This is a genomic window from Candidatus Electronema sp. JC (genome assembly GCF_048287365.2).
Lineage (GTDB): Bacteria > Desulfobacterota > Desulfobulbia > Desulfobulbales > Desulfobulbaceae > Electronema.
Map to the genome: position 1 here is coordinate 48,000 of NZ_JBLWEM020000038.1, position 17,163 is coordinate 65,162.

The window sequence follows — 17,163 nt, forward strand, 5'->3', positions numbered from 1 at the left end:
GGGGCGCAGCCCGGCCCCTGCGTGCTTTCCCGCCGTTTCTTCCGCCGTCCTTCAGCGTCCCCCTGCGCAACAGACTTGCGCATTCGTTGCAAATATGAGATGGTTATGCTGCGGCGGGCGGATGCAGGCCGAACGGTGCTGATATTGCGCCGGAGAGTCTATACGAAAAATTAGTTTAAATTGGAGGGGAAACATCATGAGCCATGCTGTTTCATTCAATGAAATACTGGAGTCCGCTGACAGGCTTTCTTTAGAGGAACAGGAATCTCTGATTGATGTTATCCGTAGGCGTATTGCAAACCGCCGCCGTTTGGAGATTGCTGCCCTTGTTTCTTCTGCGCGGGAAGAGTTTAAGGCTGGAGAGCTGCGCCCTGAAAGTCCAGATGAGATCATGCAGTCGCTTCTGTCATGAACCGGCCTTTATTAAAATCCAGCGCATTCGCGCGAAGCGCAAAACAACTGCTCAAAAAGAAGCCCCATTTAGCAGCCAGCCTGCGCACGGCTTTGGAAATGCTTACTGCGGATGCCTTTCATCCAGCGTTGAAAACGCATAAGCTAAAAGGAAACCTTGAAGGTTCGTGGGCGTGCAGCGTCGCCTATGATTTGAGGATTGTTTTTTCCTTTGTGGAGGAATCAGGAAATGAGGCAATCTTGCTGGAAGCGGTCGGCACGCATGATGAGGTCTATTGAGCGGCGGATTATTGAGGCGGAGGCGGCCTGCTTTGAGCAGCCAGAACTGTCCTCTGCAAAACCAGCCGTCTGCTGGCTTGCACCTTGAAATTTTATAGAAAAAGCCAAGCGGCTTCTTCCTTCAAGCCATCCGCCGTCTATATTGAGCAAGAAGTCTTCTTTATTAAAATTGCGGGCCGCACACTCTGCGCAGCTCTGTTCGCATGTAACTTGAACTGAATATGGCAAAAACCCTTATTATCGCCGAAAAGCCCAGCGTGGCCGCTGACATTGTCAAGGCCCTGCCTGGCAGCTTTGACCGGCAGAAGACCCATTTTGAAGGCGGCGACTGCATCGTCTCCTACGCCCTCGGCCATTTGGTCAGCATCGGCTTCCCAGAGGAAATCAACCCGGCCCTGCAAAAATGGGATTTGGAGACGCTGCCCATCCTGCCGGAGGTTTTTCCGCTCACTGTCCTGCCGGACAACAAGCCGCAGTTTGCTGCTCTGAGCAAGCTGCTCAAGCGCAAGGACGTGGATGTGATTGTCAACGCCTGCGACGCGGGCCGTGAAGGCGAGCTGATCTTTAAATACATCCTCCGCCAAGTTTTTCCCAAGCCGCCCAAGGATAAAACCGTGCGCCGCCTCTGGCTTCAGTCCATGACGCTGGACGCGATCAAGGACGGCCTGCGCCAGCTCCGCGACGACAAGGAAATGGTGCCGCTGGAGCACGCCGCGCTCTGCCGATCTGAGGCAGACTGGCTGATCGGCATCAACGCCACCCGCGCCCTGACCTGCTACAACTCCCGCCACGGCGGCTTCAGCAAGACCCCTTGCGGCAGGGTGCAGACCCCGACCCTCTCGCTCCTTGTCAAGCGCGAGCAGGAGCGGCTGGCCTTTATTCCCAAGGACTACTGGGAGCTGCACGCCCAGTTTGAATGCGGCCCGGTGCGGTACCAAGGTGTGTGGATTGATGCCGCTTTCAAGAAAGATCAGGAAGACCCGGACGGCAACAAGAAGCGCATCTGGGAGGAGACGCGGGCCAAGGCGATTGCTGAAAAATGCGCGGGCCAATCAGCCAAGGTCACGGAGGAAAGCAAGAAGAGCAGTCAGGCTCCGTCTCAGCTTTACGATCTGACCACCTTGCAGCGCGAGGCCAACTCCCGCTTCGGTTTTTCGGCGAAAAACACCCTCAGCATTGCTCAGGCTTTGTACGAGCAGCACAAGCTGATCACCTATCCGCGCACGGACAGCAACTGCCTGCCGGAAGACTATTTGCCGCAGGTGCACGAGGTGCTGGCGCAGCAGCGGCAGTGGCAGCTGGGCCGTTTTGCCGCCGAGGCTCTGGAAAATGGCTGGCCGGACAAAAATGCGAAGAACAAGCGGGTCTTCAATAATAAAAAGATCAGCGACCACTTTGCCCTGATTCCCACGGTCAATCTGCCCGGCAGCCTGAGCGATGCGGAGCTGAAGGTGTATCAGATGATCGTGCAGCGGTTCCTTGCGGTCTTCTTCCCGTCTGCTGTCTTTGCCCAGACCCGCCGCCTCTCGGTGGTGCAGGGCGAGACCTTTATTACTGAAGGAAAAATCCTGGTCGAGGCTGGCTGGAAGGCGGTCTATGGAGCGGAGGCCGCAGCAGGCGAGGCGAAAACCTTGGAGCCGCTGCCGAAAAAGACTGCCGCCGTCTGCGCCGAGATTGAGCAGAAAAAGTTAGTGACGAAACCGCCGCCCCGCTTCAACGAGGCCACCTTGCTTTCGGCGATGGAGCATTCCGGCAAATTAGTCGAGGACGAGGAGCTGGCTGAGGCGATGAAGGAACGCGGCCTTGGCACCCCGGCCACGCGGGCCGCGATCATTGAAAAGCTGCTGACAGAGAAGTACGTGGTGCGCGAGCTGAAGGATTTGGTGCCGACCGGCAAGGCCTTTGAGCTGATCGCCCTGCTTGAGGCGCGGGATATTGACGTTTTAGCCTCGCCGGAGCTGACTGGAGAGTGGGAGTATAAGCTCAATCAGATACTCAAAGGCAGCATGACCCGCGAGCAGTTCATGCGGGAAATCCGCGAGCAGACGGCCAAGATCGTCGGCAAGGTCAAAGAAGGCACTGAGCCGGAGGCTGCGCGGACAGAGGCTCCTTTTTCGCCGCTGGACGGCAGACGCTTTTTTGCCACCGCCAACGCCTATGAGTCAGAAGACCGCAGGCTGCGCGTCCGCAAAGTGCTGGGCGGACGGGTAATGAGTCAGGAAGAGATCATCCGCCTGCTGAAAGGCGAGACCATTGGCCCGCACAGTGATTTCCGCTCCAAAGCAGGCAAGCCTTTCACCGCCTCGGTCGTGCTCCAAGACGGCAAGGTGACATTCCAATTCCCGGACTCCACCGACAATCTCGATCTGGGAGCCATCAAGGAGCAGGAGCCGCTCGGCTTCTCGCCGGTTGATAAAACCCCGGTTTTTGAGACTCCGATGGCCTACATGTCGGCCTCGGCCTTGGACGGCGACCAGAAGCAAGGGCTGCGCATCGGCAAAACCATCTTGGAGCGGGCCATCAGCCAGGAGCATGTCCGCCAATTGCTGACGCAGGGCAAGACCGAACTCATCAAGGGCTTCATCTCCAAAAAGAAACGCCCCTTTGATGCCTATCTCCTCATGGACGGCAAAGGCAAAGTGACCTTTGAATTTCCGCCGCGAAAAACTAAAGGCGGCGGGGAAACAGAGTAATCTATTCAATAGCGGCCACATTTTTAACAGACAAAACAAGCTGTTGCGATGTCAGAGGAATCAGGCGGCGCATTTGAGTGCGGATAATGACCAAACATTCTTTGCAGCAAAACTCTCGGCTGAAGATGCTGCGCTGCCGCAGTACCGCTGAACTCAACAGCAAGCTGGCCGCCGCCTTGGACAGCTTCCGGGATATTTTTCCGGCGGACCCGCAGGCGCGCATCCTGCTCAAGCCGAATCTCAACAGCAATATGAACGCCCTGACCGGCAACACCACCGATCTGCGGCTGCTGGCGGCGGTGCTGCGCTTCCTCAAGGAGGCGGGCTATCAGAATATCACCATCGGCGAAGGCACCAACAGCGGCTTTTACCGCAGCGGCATCAGCGTCATCACCCGGCTGCGGGTGGACGCGCTGGCCAAGCATTTCAGCGTGCGCTGCATTGACCTCAACTACTCGCAGCCGGTGCCGATTCCCTTTGCCGACGGAGTGCAGGCAGGCATCGCCAAGGAATGCGCCGAGGCGGATTTCTTCATCAACCTGCCCAAGCTGAAAACCCATTTCGAGGCGGGCATGACCGTCTGCCTCAAAAACCTGATCGGCTGCCTGGTCGGGCAGGAGAACAAGAAAAAAACGCATCTCTCCTTGGCCGACAACATCGTCAGCATCACCGAGAGCTGCCGCCCGCATCTGCATATTGTGGACGGCCTGATGGCGATGGAAGGGCTAGGGCCGACCAAAGGCACGCCGGTGCGGACCGACACGGTTTTTGTCGGCGACAATCCGTACTTTCTTGATCTGATCGCGGCCCGTTTCGCCTCCTGCGACATTGACAAAATCGGCCCGCTCAACGCGGCGCGGCGGCGCGGCCTGATCAGCGACGAGCTGCTGGCCGCCGCCAAGGCGTTCCCCTTGGAACAGCATGAACGACCGTTTGCCCCGCCAAAAGCCGGGCCGCTGGCCTCGTTCATCCATCATCCCAAGCGGCAGAAGTATTTTCTGGCGATCCGCAACACCCGCTTTTTCAACTGGGCCTGCAACACCGAGCTGGTCGGCAAACTGCTCTTCATGACCGACCTGCGCCAGGATGTCTTTCTCGACGAGGAAATGGACTGCGAATCCCTGAGCTTGGCGGCGGACAAATGCGACCGCTGCGGCAAATGCGCGGCCTACTGCCCGCTGGGGCTGGCCCTGCCCGACGCTCTGAGCGACCCGTCCTGCATCCGCTGCCTCTACTGCTTCTGCGTCTGCCCGCGCAAGGCGATTGAATTCCACGGCAGGCTGGGCTTCATGGCCGAGCAGCTGAAGCAGTATGATGAGATCATCCGCAGGCTGGCATAGCCTGACACAAGCCGAACAGACTATGTTTTTAAAAACACCTCAAGAACGAACAGCCCTCATGCTCAAAACGCTCCTCTCCGGCCTGACGCTGGCCGCGCTCGCTCTCCTTGCCCCGCAGGACAGCCGTGCCGCGCATGGCGTGTCCATTGACGGCAAGCTGAAATATCCTGCCGGATTCGCGCAGTTTGACTACGCTTCGCCAGCGGCGAAGAAAGGCGGCAGCCTGACGCTGCACGATCTGGGCAGCTTTGACAAGATGAACCCCTTCACCCTGAAAGGCACGCCGCCCTTCGGCTTGGACAGCTTCGTCTTCGAGACGCTGGCTGTGAGCAGCTTGGATGAGCCGTTCACCGCCTACGGCCTGATTGCCAAGGACATTGAGCTGGCTACGGACAAAAAGTCTGTCACTTACACCATTGACGAGCGGGCCAAGTTTTCGGACGGCAGCCCGGTGACGGCGGAGGATGTCAAGTTCTCGCTCGACACACTGAAGAGCGATAAGGCGCATCCTTTCTATCAGATGTACTATCAGGACATCAGCGGCGCGGAGGTGCTGGAGCCGCTGAAAATCCGCTTCAATTTCGCCAAAGTCAACCGCGAGCTGCACATGATCGCCTCGCAGCTGCCGGTGCTGAGCAAAAAATTTTACGAGCAGCAGGGCTTCGGCGAGGGCAGCAAAGCGGATCCGATGCTGCCGCCGGTCGGCTCCGGGCCGTATATCGTCAAAGAGGTCAATCCGGGCAAGACCATCACCTATGCCCGCAACCCGAACTACTGGGCCGCTGACCACCCGGCCCGCAAAGGCATGTTCAACTTTGACACGGTCACGGTCAAATATTTCAAGGATCAGGTTGTGGGCGTGGAGGCCTTCAAGGCGGGCGAGTTTGATTTCATGTGGGTGAACGTAGCCAAGCAGTGGCAGCGCGATCTGACAGGCCGCCTTTTCGACAGCGGCAAGCTGGCGCGGAAGAAGTTCCCGCACAAAAACAACGCGGGGATGCAGGGTTTTCTCTGCAACACCCGGCGGCCCTTGTTCAGCAGCCGCAAGGTGCGGCAGGCGCTGGGCTTGGCCTTTGATTTTGAATGGGCCAACGAGGCTCTGTTTTTTGGCCAATACACCCGGAACAACTCGTATTTCAGCAACTCTGATTTGGCGGCCACTGGTCTGCCCAACGAGGCGGAGCTGAAGCTGCTCAAGCCGCTGCAAGAGAAACATCCTGAGGCGATGCCGCCGGAGGTCTTCACCGAGCCGTTAGCCGCGCCGAGCACCACGCCGCCGAACAGCTTGCGCGGCAACCTCAAGCAAGCGCAGCAGCTTTTAGCCGCCGAAGGCTGGACGATCCAGAACGGCGTGCTGACCAAGGACGGCCAGCCCTTCAAGTTTGAAATCCTGCTCACCGGCTCCTTCTTCGACCGGGTTATGGCTCCGTATGTGAAGAATCTGGCCAAGCTGGGCATCAAGGCCGAATACCGCACCATAGACCCGGCCCTGTACGAAGACCGGATCAAAAAATTTGATTTTGACATGGTGGTGCATGTCTATGGCCAGTCGCAGTCGCCGGGCAACGAGCAGCGCGACAACTGGGCCTCGTCCTCCGCCGATCATCCGGGCGGCGGCAATCTGGCAGGCATCAAGTCGCCGGTGGTGGACAGCTTGGTGGACGCGCTGATTTACGCCGAAACGCAGGATGATCTCACTGCCGCCTGCAAGGCTCTTGACCGGGTGCTCTGGCACAACCATTACGTGGTGCCGAACTGGTACTTAGCGTATCATCGGGTGGCTTTCGCCAGCAAATTCAAGATGCCGGAAACGCTGCCGCAGTATTACAACCCCTATCAGCTGCTTTGGACGTGGTGGGCGGAGGACGGGAAGTGATCCACATCGCCCTGCCTGATCTGGCCGCGACAGCGGAGCTGGGCCGCAGGCTGGGCCAGCTCGCCCGCAGCGGCGACGTGATCCTGCTGCACGGCGGCTTGGGCGCGGGCAAAACCGCCCTGACCCAAGCCATCGCCGCCGGGCTGGGTCTGCCGCCGGAGCAGCATGTCAGCAGCCCCTCCTTCGCCCTGCTGCACGAATACAGCGGAGGCCGCCTGCCGATTTTTCATCTCGACTTATGGCGGCTGGCAGGCGAAGACGATGTGGAGGCCGCCGGTCTGCTCGACTACATCGGCGGCCCCGGCCTGACCGTGATCGAATGGCCGGAACGCCTCGGCAGCCTGCGGCCTGCGGTGCGGTTAGATGTTTTTCTGGAGGCGGTTAGCGAGACGGAGAGGATGTGCAAGCTGGAGGCAACGGGAGAAAATTGGGCCGGTCGCTTGGGCTGAATGCCGTTCATGCCGCCAAGATTTTCTCCAGCAGCAGCCGGGGCGCGTCCTCCAGCCCCTCGCGGAGAGCAAGCACCGGCTGCCCGGCCCGCTCGGTCTGGCGCAGGATGGCGGAGTCCGGGAAAAAGGCGGCTGGTTCCTCGCCCAGCTCGGCAGAGAGGAAGTCCTGGTCAGCGGCGGACTGCACCAAATTGCCGACAAAGAAGATGCGGGGAATCCCCACGTCCTCAGCCATCTGCCTGATCTTCAACGCGGTGCGCACTCCGGATTTCGAGGGGATGACCACGATCAGCAGGCAGTCGGCCCCGGCCACCGTGCCGCGCCCCAGATGCTCGACCCCGGCCTCCATGTCCACTAAGACCACCTCCTTGGCTGTCAGCAGCATCTTTTTCAGCATCTTGCGCAGGACATGGTTCTCCGGGCAGGCGCAGCCGCCCTCGGCTGTCTGCACCGCGCCGAGGATCATCAGGCGCAGGCCGTCCTGCTCCAGCATGAAATCGCGCAGCAGATCGTTCACTTCCGGGTTGAGATTGTAGAAGGGCGAGCCGGAGCTTTTGCCCGCCCGCTCGGCCAGCAGTTTGCCCATCTCGGCGATGGGTCTGACCTCGCCCGCCCCGGCGATGCCCAAAGTCTGGGCCATGTGCGGGCTGGGATCCGCGTCAATCACCAAAACCTCGCGCCCCTGCCGCCTCAGCTCTCCGGCCAGCAGGGCCATGATCGTGGTTTTGCCCACGCCGCCCTTGCCGCTCACTGCGATTTTCACCGTCGTCCCTCCTGATTTCCTTGCCCTGCCCCGGCAGAGTGGTTACTATTATGCACAGATAAAAACACGGAAGCGCATCATCCGCAACCCATTTTCACAAGGAGGGCTGTACAATATGGAGACAAAATACGCAACCGGCGCAGTGGCCGCTACCAAGGCGCGGCAGGAGGCATCCACCGTCTTTTTAGCCAAGGTCTTCAACTGGATGGCTGTCGGGCTGGGACTGACCGGGCTGGTCGCCTATCTGGCCGCCGAGTTTGGCTTGACCTCGAGCATCGCCCGCAGCCCTCTGTATATCGTGCTGATACTCGCCGAACTGGGCTTGGTCTTTTATCTTTCCGCCCGGATTGAAAAAATGAAGGCAGCCACCGCCACCGGCCTGTTTTTCGGCTACGCCTTCCTCAACGGCCTGACGCTGTCGGTGATCTTTCTGATCTACACCAAATCCTCCATAGCCGGAACCTTTCTGATCACCTCGGCCATGTTCGGAGCCATGTCAGTCTATGGCTTAGTGACGAAACGTGACCTGTCCGGTCTTGGCTCGTTCATGTTCATGGGCCTGATCGGCATCATCATCGCCTCCGTCGTCAATATCTTCTTGGCCAGCTCCGTTCTGTACTGGGCGATTTCCATGATCGGCGTGCTGGTCTTCGTCGGCCTGACCGCCTACGACGTGCAGAAAATCAAAGAAATGGGCGAGCAGGGCATCATGAGCCAAGGCCATGAAGCGGTGCAGAAAGGCGCGGTCATCGGCGCGCTGGCCCTGTACTTGGACTTCATCAACCTCTTCCTCATGCTGCTCCGCTTCTTCGGCGGCAGCCGCGACTGAAGCGACTGAAAATTCCCCCGCTTCAGCGAGACCGGCCTGCGGGCCGGTCTTTTTTTATGCCCGCACCAGCCGGGCGGCAAAGAAGCCCTCGATCTCCTCTGAAGGCAGCGGGGTAAAGCAGCCCTGCGCGTCGGTCAGCTCCGCCGCCGCTGGCGGCAGCAGGTCGCGGCAGCTGGCAAGCCGGAATTCGTTCCGCGCAGCGAGAAACTGCGCCACAACCTGCTGGTTTTCCTCCGGCTCAATCGAGCAGGTGGCATAAACCAGCGTCCCGCCCGGCGCGAGCAGGTCCGCCGCTGTCTGGAGCAGGGCGAGCTGTCCGGCCTGCTGGGCGGCGAAATCCTCCAGCTGCCGGTTCCAGCGGATATCCGGGTGGCGGCGGATGACTCCGGTGCCGGAGCATGGCGCGTCAATCAGGATGCCGTCAAAAAGCGGCGGCCCGGCAGCGGCGAAGTCTTCCAGTTTAGCGGCAAAAACTGCTGTCCGGCCCGCCGCGCCCTCCCGCTCCAGATTGTCCCGCAGCAGCCGGAGACGGCGGCTGTCCGGCTCCACCGCAGTCAGGGACGCGTCGGCAGGCAGCAGTCCGGCCAAGGCGCAGGTTTTGCCGCCCAGCCCGGCGCAGCCGTCCAAATAGCGGCCCTGCTCTTGGAACGGGCCGAGCAGGAGGCAGGCGAGCTGCGCGGCCTGATCCTGCACCCGGAACAGCCCTTCAGCAAAGCCGGGCAGGGCCGTGACCGGGCCGCGCCAGCCGGAGAGCAGCAGGCTGTCCGGCGCGTACTTGCCCAGTCTGACTTGAATGCCCTGCGCGGCCAGTCGCCGGGCCAGCTCCTCGCGGCCTCCGCTCCGGCGGCTGACATGCAGGCAGAGTTCCGGCTCTAAGCTGTTGATCCGGCAGATCTCCCGCGCTTTTTCCTCGCCAAAATTGCGCCGCCAGCGTTCGAGCAGCCAGGCAGGCTGCTCCAGCTCCGGGCTGAAGTCGTCCGGCTTGGGCAGGCTGTCCTGCTGCCGGACGATGTTCCGCAGAATGCCGTTGACCACGCCGAGCAGCCACGGCGGCTGGCGCATCTGCTTCAGAGCGGCCACAGTCTCGTTGACCGCCGCCGAGTCCGGGACGCGCTCCAGAAAGCGGAGCTGGAAGACACCGATCCGCAGGGCGGCCAAGGTCAGCGGCTTCATCTTGCTCAGGCTGGTCTTGGCGAAACGGCTGATGAGCAGATCTAAATACGCCTGCCGCCGCAGCGCGCCCATGACCAGCATCACCGCCAGCTGGCGGTCTTCGCTGCTGAGGGCGGATTCATGAATCATCAGGTCGAGATAGCCCTGCACCGGCCTGCCGGAGCCTGACCAAGCGGCGAGACAGGCGGCGGCAAGACTGCGGGCGGTGGCGGCATCCTTTTTCTTCATCAGTCAATGGCCTTGGAAACGGGGTTGTCTGCTGGCGGCGGTGCCGTCGGCGCATGGAAAATTTATTTTACACTTCCCGGACAGCTTGTGATACACTGAAAGAAGCATCGGGGGGCAGTTCAGCCGCAACTGATCAGGCTGACTGAAGAAAAGCATTTGACTTTTCCGCAGATCCCGGCATATTCTTGAGGTGACACGCGGCAGCTTTTCTGCTGCAAACAACCCATCTGCTGCACAAGCAGGGGCCTGCGCGCCGGACAGCGCGGCGGCGGGCTTGAAAAAAAGGAGAAACAAAGTGGACGGCGTTCAATTTCCCGTGCTGGGCAACAGCGTCATCATGGCGACGGTCATCCTGATCCATGTCTTTTTCGCCTTCTTCGCGGTGGGCGGCTCTGTGCTGTCTGTGGCGGCGGAGTGGTGGGGGACGAAAAGGAAGGATGAGGACTACATCCGGCTGGCCAAAAGCGTGTCCGGCTTCCTTTCGGACATGATGAAGATCAACGGCGTGCTCGGCGTGGCCATTGTCGTGCTGACCATCGGCCTCTGGAGCGAGTTCGGCGCATTCCTGTATTCCACGCAGTTCTGGCCCTTCCTGTTTGAAGGCGCGGTCTTCCTCTTCCTGATGATCTTTGCAGTCATCTATCACAACACATGGAACTCGGTCTCGCGCGGCCTCCACATCGTCTACGGCCTGTTCACCGGCTTCTTCGCCCTGATGGCCGGATTCCTGATCAACGGCATCTGGGCCTTCATGCTCTTTCCGGGCAAATGGGTTGAGACCGGCAGCCGCTGGGACGCTTTTTTCAATCCCATTCTCTGGGAGTCAACCTTCCACATCCTGCTGCCGACGCTGATCAACGCCTCGCTGCTGGTCTTCCTCTGGACGTTCTGGAAATCCACCAAAACCCAGGGCGCGGAGCAGGCGTATTTCAACAAGATGAACCTGTTCACGGCCAAGATCGGCGCCGCGCTGCTTTTCCTCCAGCCGGTTTCCGGCCTCAGCTTTCTGTGGAAGGTGAAGTCGGCCACGGAAGAGGCTCTCAGCACGGCGGCGGCAAAAGCCGCGCCGCCTCTGTCCAATCCGTGGCAGCAGATCACGGACGGCATGGCCACGCCCTTCCTCTACACCATGATCACGCTGGCCGTGCTGGCGATGATCGGCGGCACGCTGTACTGGGTCTGGGGGCATGAGAAAGGCCGCAAGGCGCTGGCCTTCGCCTCTTTGGCCATGTTCCTGGCCTTCTTCATGGGCGCGTTCACCCGCGAGCGGGCAAGAAAGCCGTATTTGGTCTGGAACACAATGTACATGAACCAGCAGTTCGTGCCCGGCAGCATCGCCGCGCCGCCCGCCCCGGCTGTCACCGCCGACAGCGGCGCGCCGGTGAGCGGCGAGCAGGTGCTGAAGGACAAGGGCTGCATGAGCTGTCATGGCGGCGGCGCGGGAGCGCCCGCGTTGACCGGCCTGTCGCAGAAATACGACAAAGCCAAGCTGATGAGCTTCATCCGCCAGCCTGAGGGACAGGCGGCGATGATGATGCCGCCGTTCTCCGGCTCAGAGCAGGAGCTGGAAGCGCTTGCTGATCATCTGCTGACCAAGTAGCCTCCTCCCTTCCGCCGCGCTCCCCTGACTGGCCGCCCAAGCCGGTCAGGGGAGCTTTTAAATCAGCCCCGCCACCATCGCCTTGGCCTCGTCCTGAATCCGGGCCAAGTGCACCGCATCGATGAAGCTCTCGGCGTAGATCTTGTAGATGTCCTCAGTGCCGGAAGGCCGCAGGGCGCACCAGCCGTTTTCTGCCACAATCTTCAGGCCGCCGATGGCCGCGCCGTTGCCCGGTGCTTTGGTGAGAATGGCGATGATGGGTTCACCGGCTAAAGTCTTCACCGGCACATCCTCCGGCTGCAATTTCTTCAGCACGGCCTTCTGCGCGGGTGTGGCGGGCGCGTCAATGCGGGCGTACACCGGTGCGCCGAACTGCCGCGTCAGCTCCTGATAGTATTCGCCCGGATCGCGCCTGGTTTTCGCCGTGATCTCAGCGGCGAGCAGGTTGAGGATGATGCCGTCCTTGTCCGTGCTCCAGACCGTGCCATCCTTGCGCAGGAAGCTCGCGCCCGCGCTCTCCTCGCCGCCGAAGAAGATTTTCCCTTGCAGCAGGCCGTCCACAAACCACTTGAAGCCAACCGGCACTTCCACCACCTTGCGGCCCAGCGCGGCGGCAGCGCGGTCGATGATTGAGCTGCTGACCAAGGTTTTGCCAATCGCCAAATCAGCCCGCCACTGCGGGCGGTTCTGCGCCAAGTAGGAAATAGCCACGCCGAGGTAGTGATTCGGGTTCATCAGGCCCATGCTTTTAGTGACGATGCCGTGGCGGTCGAAGTCGGTGTCGTTGCCAAAGGCGATGTCAAAGTCCGCCTTCATCGCCACCAGCCCGGCCATCGCGTGCGGCGAGGAGCAGTCCATGCGGATTTTGCCGTCCTTGTCGCAGTGCATGAAGGAGAAGGTGGAATCCAGCGTGTCATGGAAAATCTCCATATTCAGGCCATATTCCGCCTTAATTGCAGCCCAGTAAGCCATGCCTGCGCCGCCCATCGCGTCCGCGCCAATGCGGATGCCGGACTTGGCAATGGCTTCCATGTCAATCACTTGGGCCAAATCTTTGACGTAAGGCGTGACGTAGTCGTAGCGTTGCAGGCAATCGGCTTGGAGCGCGTCCGCCAGCGGCAGTGCCTTCACTCCGGCCAGATTGTCCTCAAGCAGCTGGTTGGCGCGGGCCTCGATGACGCTGGTCACGTCGGTGTCTGCCGGGCCGCCGTGCGGCGGATTGTACTTGAAACCGCCGTCTTCGGGCGGATTATGCGAGGGCGTGATGACGATGCCGTCCGCCTGTGGCCCGCGCTGCTGCCGGTTGTGCGTGAGAATGGCGTGCGAGACCACCGGGGTGGGCGTGTATGCGGTTGCACCGGCGGCGATGCGGGTCTGCACCGTGTTGGCAGCCAGCACCCGCAGGGCGGTGAGCTGGGCAGGCCACGACAGCGCGTGCGTGTCCATGCCCATGAAGAGCGGGCCGCTGATGCCCGCCTCGCGCCGGTAGTCGCAGACCGCTTGGGTCACGGCAAGGATGTGCGCCTCGTTGAAGCTGCGCTTGAGCGCGCTGCCGCGATGACCGGAGGTGCCGAAACTCACCCGCTCCGCGCTCTGGCTCAGGTCAGGCTTGAGGGTGAAGTAGGCGGAAATCAGCTCCGGGACATTGACCAATATGGATGCAGGGGCAGGCTGTCCTGCGAATGGATGGATGCTCATATTTTATCCTTTGATTCAAACATCATAGTTATTCCGAATGTAGGGGCGGTTCGCGAACCGCCCCTACCGAAGGGGGAGAACAAGGCGGAAGCCAATGCCGCCATAGCGACGCTCCGGCGGATTGCCAAACCGATAGACAGCGCGGCAGCGCTGCGAATAGATGAAATAGCTGCCGCCGCGCAAAACGCGGAACTCACCGCTGGCAGGGCGGCCCTGAAGGAATGGAAACAGCAAGCTGCTTATTTGTCTGCATGGCATTGCTCTGGTTTGAAAAAACAGCGGCGGAATTTTCGCGCAGGGCTACCAACACCGCCGCTTGATGCAGCCTGCAAATCCGGCTGCCTTTTTGTCCCGCCTGACAGGCCGGGAGCAGGATCATTGTCTGTTCAGAGGACGCTGTCCGGCGTTCCCGTGAGCTGGAAGGGGGAGAACAAGGCGGAAGCCAATGTTGTCATTGCGATTCTCCGGCGGATTGTCATTCCGATTGACAGCGCGGCAGTTCTGCGAATTGTTGAAATAGCTGCCGCCGCGAAGAACCCGGTTCTCGCCCTTTGACAATGAACCCGTCAGCTGTGACAGCATGTTGCCATCACATTTCTTCTGAATTCAGCAGCATCAGCCAATGCGGTGAAGGCGGCCAGAGGCAGCACGCGCCGCTGGCAATCCTTCTCGCTCCATGCGCCCGACTGATGCTGCTGATCAATATGCCGCATCTTTCTGACAAAGCGAGCCTTGCTTCGTTGCAGCAGCCTGATGTAGAACGGAAAAATTCTGTATCCAAGAAAAGGGACACCAAGTTCCGTGCGGTTGAGCAGCTCCGGCTTCAGCTCACATTGCAAGATGTTCCGCACAAAAACCTTGACTTCCTGATGCCATTCCTTCAGCAGCGTCTTGTCATCATGCCAGAGAACCATGTCATCCATATAGCGGACATATTTTTTGGCGTAAAGCTTCTCCTTTATGAAGTGATCCAATTCCGTCAGATAATGATTGGCAAAATACTGGCTGGACAAATTGCCTATCGGCACTCCACGTCCAAGGCTGTCTTCGCAGCTGTCAATAATTGCTTCAAAAATTTCAAGCAGCCGCCAGTCTTTGAACATCCTCCGCAACTGTTCTTTCAGGCGCTCATGATGAATGCTGGCGAAAAATTTGCGGACATCCAATTTCAGAAACCAAGCGCAGGAGCGGGAGAAAAGCTGCGCCCGTTTGACTGCCGCCTGCGCCCCTTTTGCCGGACGGCTGGCATAGCTGTCAAAAATCTGCTTTTTTTCAAAATAATCATGACAGACATTCATCAGCGCATGATGCAGAACCTGCTCGCTGAACGGAGCCGCGCAGATTTGCCGTCTTTTCGGATCAAAGATCTCAAAACAGCGGTATTCGCCGACAGCAATGTTTCCAAAAAGAATCTGCCGTCTCAGCTCAAGGAGGCGCTCTTCCAAGTGATCCCGATATTCCCGCACCTGCTTGGACTGATCTTTGCCTTTGCGGGCCTTCCAGAACGCAAGGCGCAGATTGTCAGGATCAGCAATCTGCTCAAGCAGACCGCCAGTCCTTTTCATTTTTTTTCCTGCGCCATGAAATGCGCTCCATACTTCTCCACCTTGGCTGCGCCGATGCCATGCACGTCACGCATGGCCGCAGGAGTCAGATTTTCAATCTTCGCAAGTTCAGCAAGCTCCGCATCTGTAAAAACAGCATAAGCTGGAATACCTTCATCCTGCGCCAGCTTTTTCCGTATATCCCGCATCATCGCAAAACGCTGAAAACTGATGCTGTCCAAAGTCTCCCTGTAATCAATCTTCTTTTTCTGCTCCTGCATCTGATTTTCAGCAAGATATCTGATGCAGAAACACCAAAAGCTGCCCTCGGCGTTGCTGACAAGATGACTTTCTGTCTGGAGAATTTTTTTTGAATGCAGAAAACGGTTCAGCTCCTCGTTGATCTGCTCGCCGCCAAAAATGGGAATGGTGAATATTTTTATCTGCATTGCCGCATTAAGTTAAAAACTGTCGGACACTTCGCCAAAAATTGCTTTCCGCGTCCGCTGCGCTGGCAGCAGCAAGGAGGCTCGGTCCCCTCGCTCTCCTTGCCGCAGCCAGCTCCGCTCCCGCTCTTCCTTTTTTTTTGCTCACGGGAACTGCCGGTTCAGCATCCTTCCGCCTGGAAGGGGGAGAACAAGGCGGAAGCCAATGAAGTCATAGCGATTCCCCGGCGGATAGCCATACCGATAGACAGCGCGGCAGTTCTGCGAATAGTTGAAACAGCTGCCGCCGCGAAGAACCCGGTCCTCGCCGCTGTCAGGCCCCTGCGGATTATCCTTAGGACTGGAGGCGTAATACTCTTTTCCGTACCAATCCGCGCACCACTCCCAGACATTGCCGCTCATGTCATGCAGACCAAAGGCATTGGCATCCTTGCCGCCGACCGCATGTGTGCTGTTGCCGCTGTTTCCGTCATGCCACGCCACAGCATCCAAATCATCACCGCCGCAGTATTTGCCGGGAGAGTTGGCCCGGCAGGCGTATTCCCATTCCGCCTCTGTGGGCAGACGATATTTCTTGCCCGTGCCATTCAGCTTTTTGATGAATTGCTGCGCATCATCCCAAGAAACCTGTTCGACCGGATAGTTCCCGCCTTTTTGAAAGTTCGCTGGATTGCTGCCCATGATTTTTTGCCACTGCCCCTGCGTGATCTCGTGTTTGCTCATCCAGAAGCTGTCCACGCAGACTTCATGCACCGGCTTTTCATCATCATTTTCATCTGAACCCATCATAAAGCAGCCGCCCGGAATATACACCAGCTTCATGCCGGCTGCCGAGTCAGTGATTGTGCCGTCATCATCGCAGTTTTGTTCAGCGCAGACCTGCCGGCGTTGTTCCCGCAGCCTTTCCTGTTCTTGTTCAGCTATTCGTTGCAATCGTTCTTTTTCTCGTGCAGCAATGCCTTCCATTTTTCTTTTCAATCCGTCCGGTAATTTCGACAAATCATCATAATCCACGCCGTCCTGATATTTCAGTTTCATCAAATTGGGCAAAGAAAAAAGATCACCGTAATCATCTGCCAAACGCACCGTGCCATTGCCCTGCAAATCCCAAATTTCCAGCGCATTCATTGCCACATAAGGAATTTCATCCAAGTCATTGTGACTCAGGTCAAGCAGCTTCAAATTTTTCACCGGCAGCTCTGTTCCGGGAAATGTGCTGATGCCGTTGCCGGATAAATTCAGCTCCTCTAAACCGGCCAGCTTGTTCAATTCCAATGCGCTGACCTCGTTTTTAATCCGGTTCTTGCTCAGGTCAAGAATCTTCAACGACCATAACGGAGCCAGCGAACCAAAATTCTGAGCCGTGCCCTGCGTTCCGCTCAGATAGAGTTCGCCTAAATCGCTCAATTTCTGCCAGACCGGAGCAAGACTCTGCTTGGCAGCTTCTCCTTGAAAGAGCGGATTGCCGGAAAGATTGAGCACGTCCAATTTGGGCATGGCCTGCAAGGCTTCCAGCAGATCACTGTCCGCATCCAACTTATTTTTGGACAAATCCAGGCGGCGCAGATTGGTGAAGCGTTTCAGCCACGGCGGGATTATGCTCAACGAGGAATCGGAAAAATCCAGCATCTCCGCCTTAAGCAGCTCGCTCGGCTGCACATTGGCAGGCAAAACCTGCACGGTTCTTTGGCTGGGAAACGCCACCTTGACACCCGCCTCGTGCATGATGCGGATCTTATCAACCGTGATCAGCTCCTCCTGCCCAGCGGACAAGGACGGCAGCAGGCAGAGGCACAAAGAAAAAATGATCTTTTTCATGGGAGAATTTTGGTTG

At 58.7% G+C, this 17,163-nt stretch carries 16 protein-coding genes; 8 read left to right on the forward strand and 8 right to left on the reverse strand.

Annotated features, from left to right (window positions below):
- Positions 1-196: 196 nt before the first annotated feature.
- From ACNKH3_RS06175 to tsaE, 6 genes are all read left to right on the forward strand, one after another.
- Positions 197-412, forward strand: a complete 216-nt coding sequence (locus tag ACNKH3_RS06175) for a hypothetical protein (protein ID WP_420208622.1) — start codon at positions 197-199, stop codon at positions 410-412.
- Positions 409-690, forward strand: coding sequence for a type II toxin-antitoxin system YafQ family toxin (locus ACNKH3_RS06180; RefSeq protein ID WP_420208623.1), 282 nt, complete (start codon positions 409-411; stop codon positions 688-690). Before ACNKH3_RS06175 ends, ACNKH3_RS06180 begins: the two co-directional genes overlap by 4 nt.
- A gap of 221 nt (positions 691-911) precedes the next feature.
- On the forward strand, positions 912-3,383 hold the full coding sequence (locus ACNKH3_RS06185) for a DNA topoisomerase III (protein WP_420208624.1): 2,472 nt from the start codon (positions 912-914) through the stop codon (positions 3,381-3,383).
- A 101-nt stretch (positions 3,384-3,484) separates the two neighbouring features.
- On the forward strand, positions 3,485-4,723 hold the full coding sequence (locus ACNKH3_RS06190; protein ID WP_420208625.1) for a DUF362 domain-containing protein: 1,239 nt from the start codon (positions 3,485-3,487) through the stop codon (positions 4,721-4,723).
- A gap of 58 nt (positions 4,724-4,781) precedes the next feature.
- Entirely contained in the window at positions 4,782-6,599 is a 1,818-nt protein-coding gene (locus ACNKH3_RS06195) for an extracellular solute-binding protein (RefSeq protein WP_420208626.1), read from the forward strand.
- Complete coding sequence (gene tsaE, locus ACNKH3_RS06200; RefSeq protein WP_417915771.1) at positions 6,575-7,048, forward strand: tRNA (adenosine(37)-N6)-threonylcarbamoyltransferase complex ATPase subunit type 1 TsaE; 474 nt, start codon at positions 6,575-6,577, stop codon at positions 7,046-7,048. The genes ACNKH3_RS06195 and tsaE overlap by 25 nt, the downstream gene beginning before the upstream one ends.
- Before the next feature lie 7 nt (positions 7,049-7,055).
- Here tsaE and ACNKH3_RS06205 read toward each other — a convergent pair whose 3' ends face one another.
- Positions 7,056-7,811 carry a P-loop NTPase gene (locus ACNKH3_RS06205; protein ID WP_420208627.1) on the reverse strand — a complete coding sequence of 252 codons (756 nt, stop codon included), beginning with the start codon at positions 7,809-7,811 and terminating at the stop codon, positions 7,056-7,058.
- 115 nt (positions 7,812-7,926) lie between these two features.
- Here ACNKH3_RS06205 and ACNKH3_RS06210 point away from each other — a divergent pair, with 115 nt between their 5' ends.
- Positions 7,927-8,640, forward strand: coding sequence for a Bax inhibitor-1/YccA family protein (locus ACNKH3_RS06210; RefSeq protein WP_417917209.1), 714 nt, complete (start codon positions 7,927-7,929; stop codon positions 8,638-8,640).
- A gap of 54 nt (positions 8,641-8,694) precedes the next feature.
- Here ACNKH3_RS06210 and rsmB read toward each other — a convergent pair whose 3' ends face one another.
- On the reverse strand, positions 8,695-10,041 hold the full coding sequence (gene rsmB, locus ACNKH3_RS06215) for a 16S rRNA (cytosine(967)-C(5))-methyltransferase RsmB (RefSeq protein WP_417917208.1): 1,347 nt from the start codon (positions 10,039-10,041) through the stop codon (positions 8,695-8,697).
- A 295-nt stretch (positions 10,042-10,336) separates the two neighbouring features.
- Between rsmB and ACNKH3_RS06220 the strand changes: the two genes are divergently transcribed.
- Positions 10,337-11,641 (forward strand): cytochrome ubiquinol oxidase subunit I, encoded by a 1,305-nt coding sequence (locus ACNKH3_RS06220; RefSeq protein ID WP_417917207.1) that lies wholly within the window; start codon positions 10,337-10,339, stop codon positions 11,639-11,641.
- 57 nt (positions 11,642-11,698) lie between these two features.
- On the opposite strand, the gene pgm is transcribed toward ACNKH3_RS06220, so the two are convergent.
- The 6 genes from pgm to ACNKH3_RS06250 all read right to left on the reverse strand — a co-directional run bounded on the left by pgm (position 11,699) and on the right by ACNKH3_RS06250 (position 17,147).
- Complete coding sequence (gene pgm / locus ACNKH3_RS06225; protein WP_417917206.1) at positions 11,699-13,339, reverse strand: phosphoglucomutase (alpha-D-glucose-1,6-bisphosphate-dependent); 1,641 nt, start codon at positions 13,337-13,339, stop codon at positions 11,699-11,701.
- 63 nt (positions 13,340-13,402) lie between these two features.
- Positions 13,403-13,597: an SUMF1/EgtB/PvdO family nonheme iron enzyme gene (locus ACNKH3_RS06230; protein WP_417917205.1), complete on the reverse strand. Its 195-nt coding sequence runs from the start codon at positions 13,595-13,597 to the stop codon at positions 13,403-13,405.
- Positions 13,598-13,714: 117 nt separating this feature from the next.
- The gene (locus tag ACNKH3_RS06235) at positions 13,715-13,921 is read right to left on the reverse strand and encodes an SUMF1/EgtB/PvdO family nonheme iron enzyme (protein ID WP_417917204.1); all 207 of its coding nucleotides are present in this window, start codon (positions 13,919-13,921) and stop codon (positions 13,715-13,717) included.
- Entirely contained in the window at positions 13,906-14,904 is a 999-nt protein-coding gene (locus tag ACNKH3_RS06240; protein ID WP_417917203.1) for an RNA-directed DNA polymerase, read from the reverse strand. The genes ACNKH3_RS06235 and ACNKH3_RS06240 overlap by 16 nt, the downstream gene beginning before the upstream one ends.
- Positions 14,901-15,332 carry an HRDC domain-containing protein gene (locus ACNKH3_RS06245; RefSeq protein ID WP_417917202.1) on the reverse strand — a complete coding sequence of 144 codons (432 nt, stop codon included), beginning with the start codon at positions 15,330-15,332 and terminating at the stop codon, positions 14,901-14,903. Before ACNKH3_RS06245 ends, ACNKH3_RS06240 begins: the two co-directional genes overlap by 4 nt.
- 141 nt (positions 15,333-15,473) lie before the next feature.
- Entirely contained in the window at positions 15,474-17,147 is a 1,674-nt protein-coding gene (locus ACNKH3_RS06250) for an SUMF1/EgtB/PvdO family nonheme iron enzyme (RefSeq protein WP_417917201.1), read from the reverse strand.
- Positions 17,148-17,163: the final 16 nt, after the last annotated feature.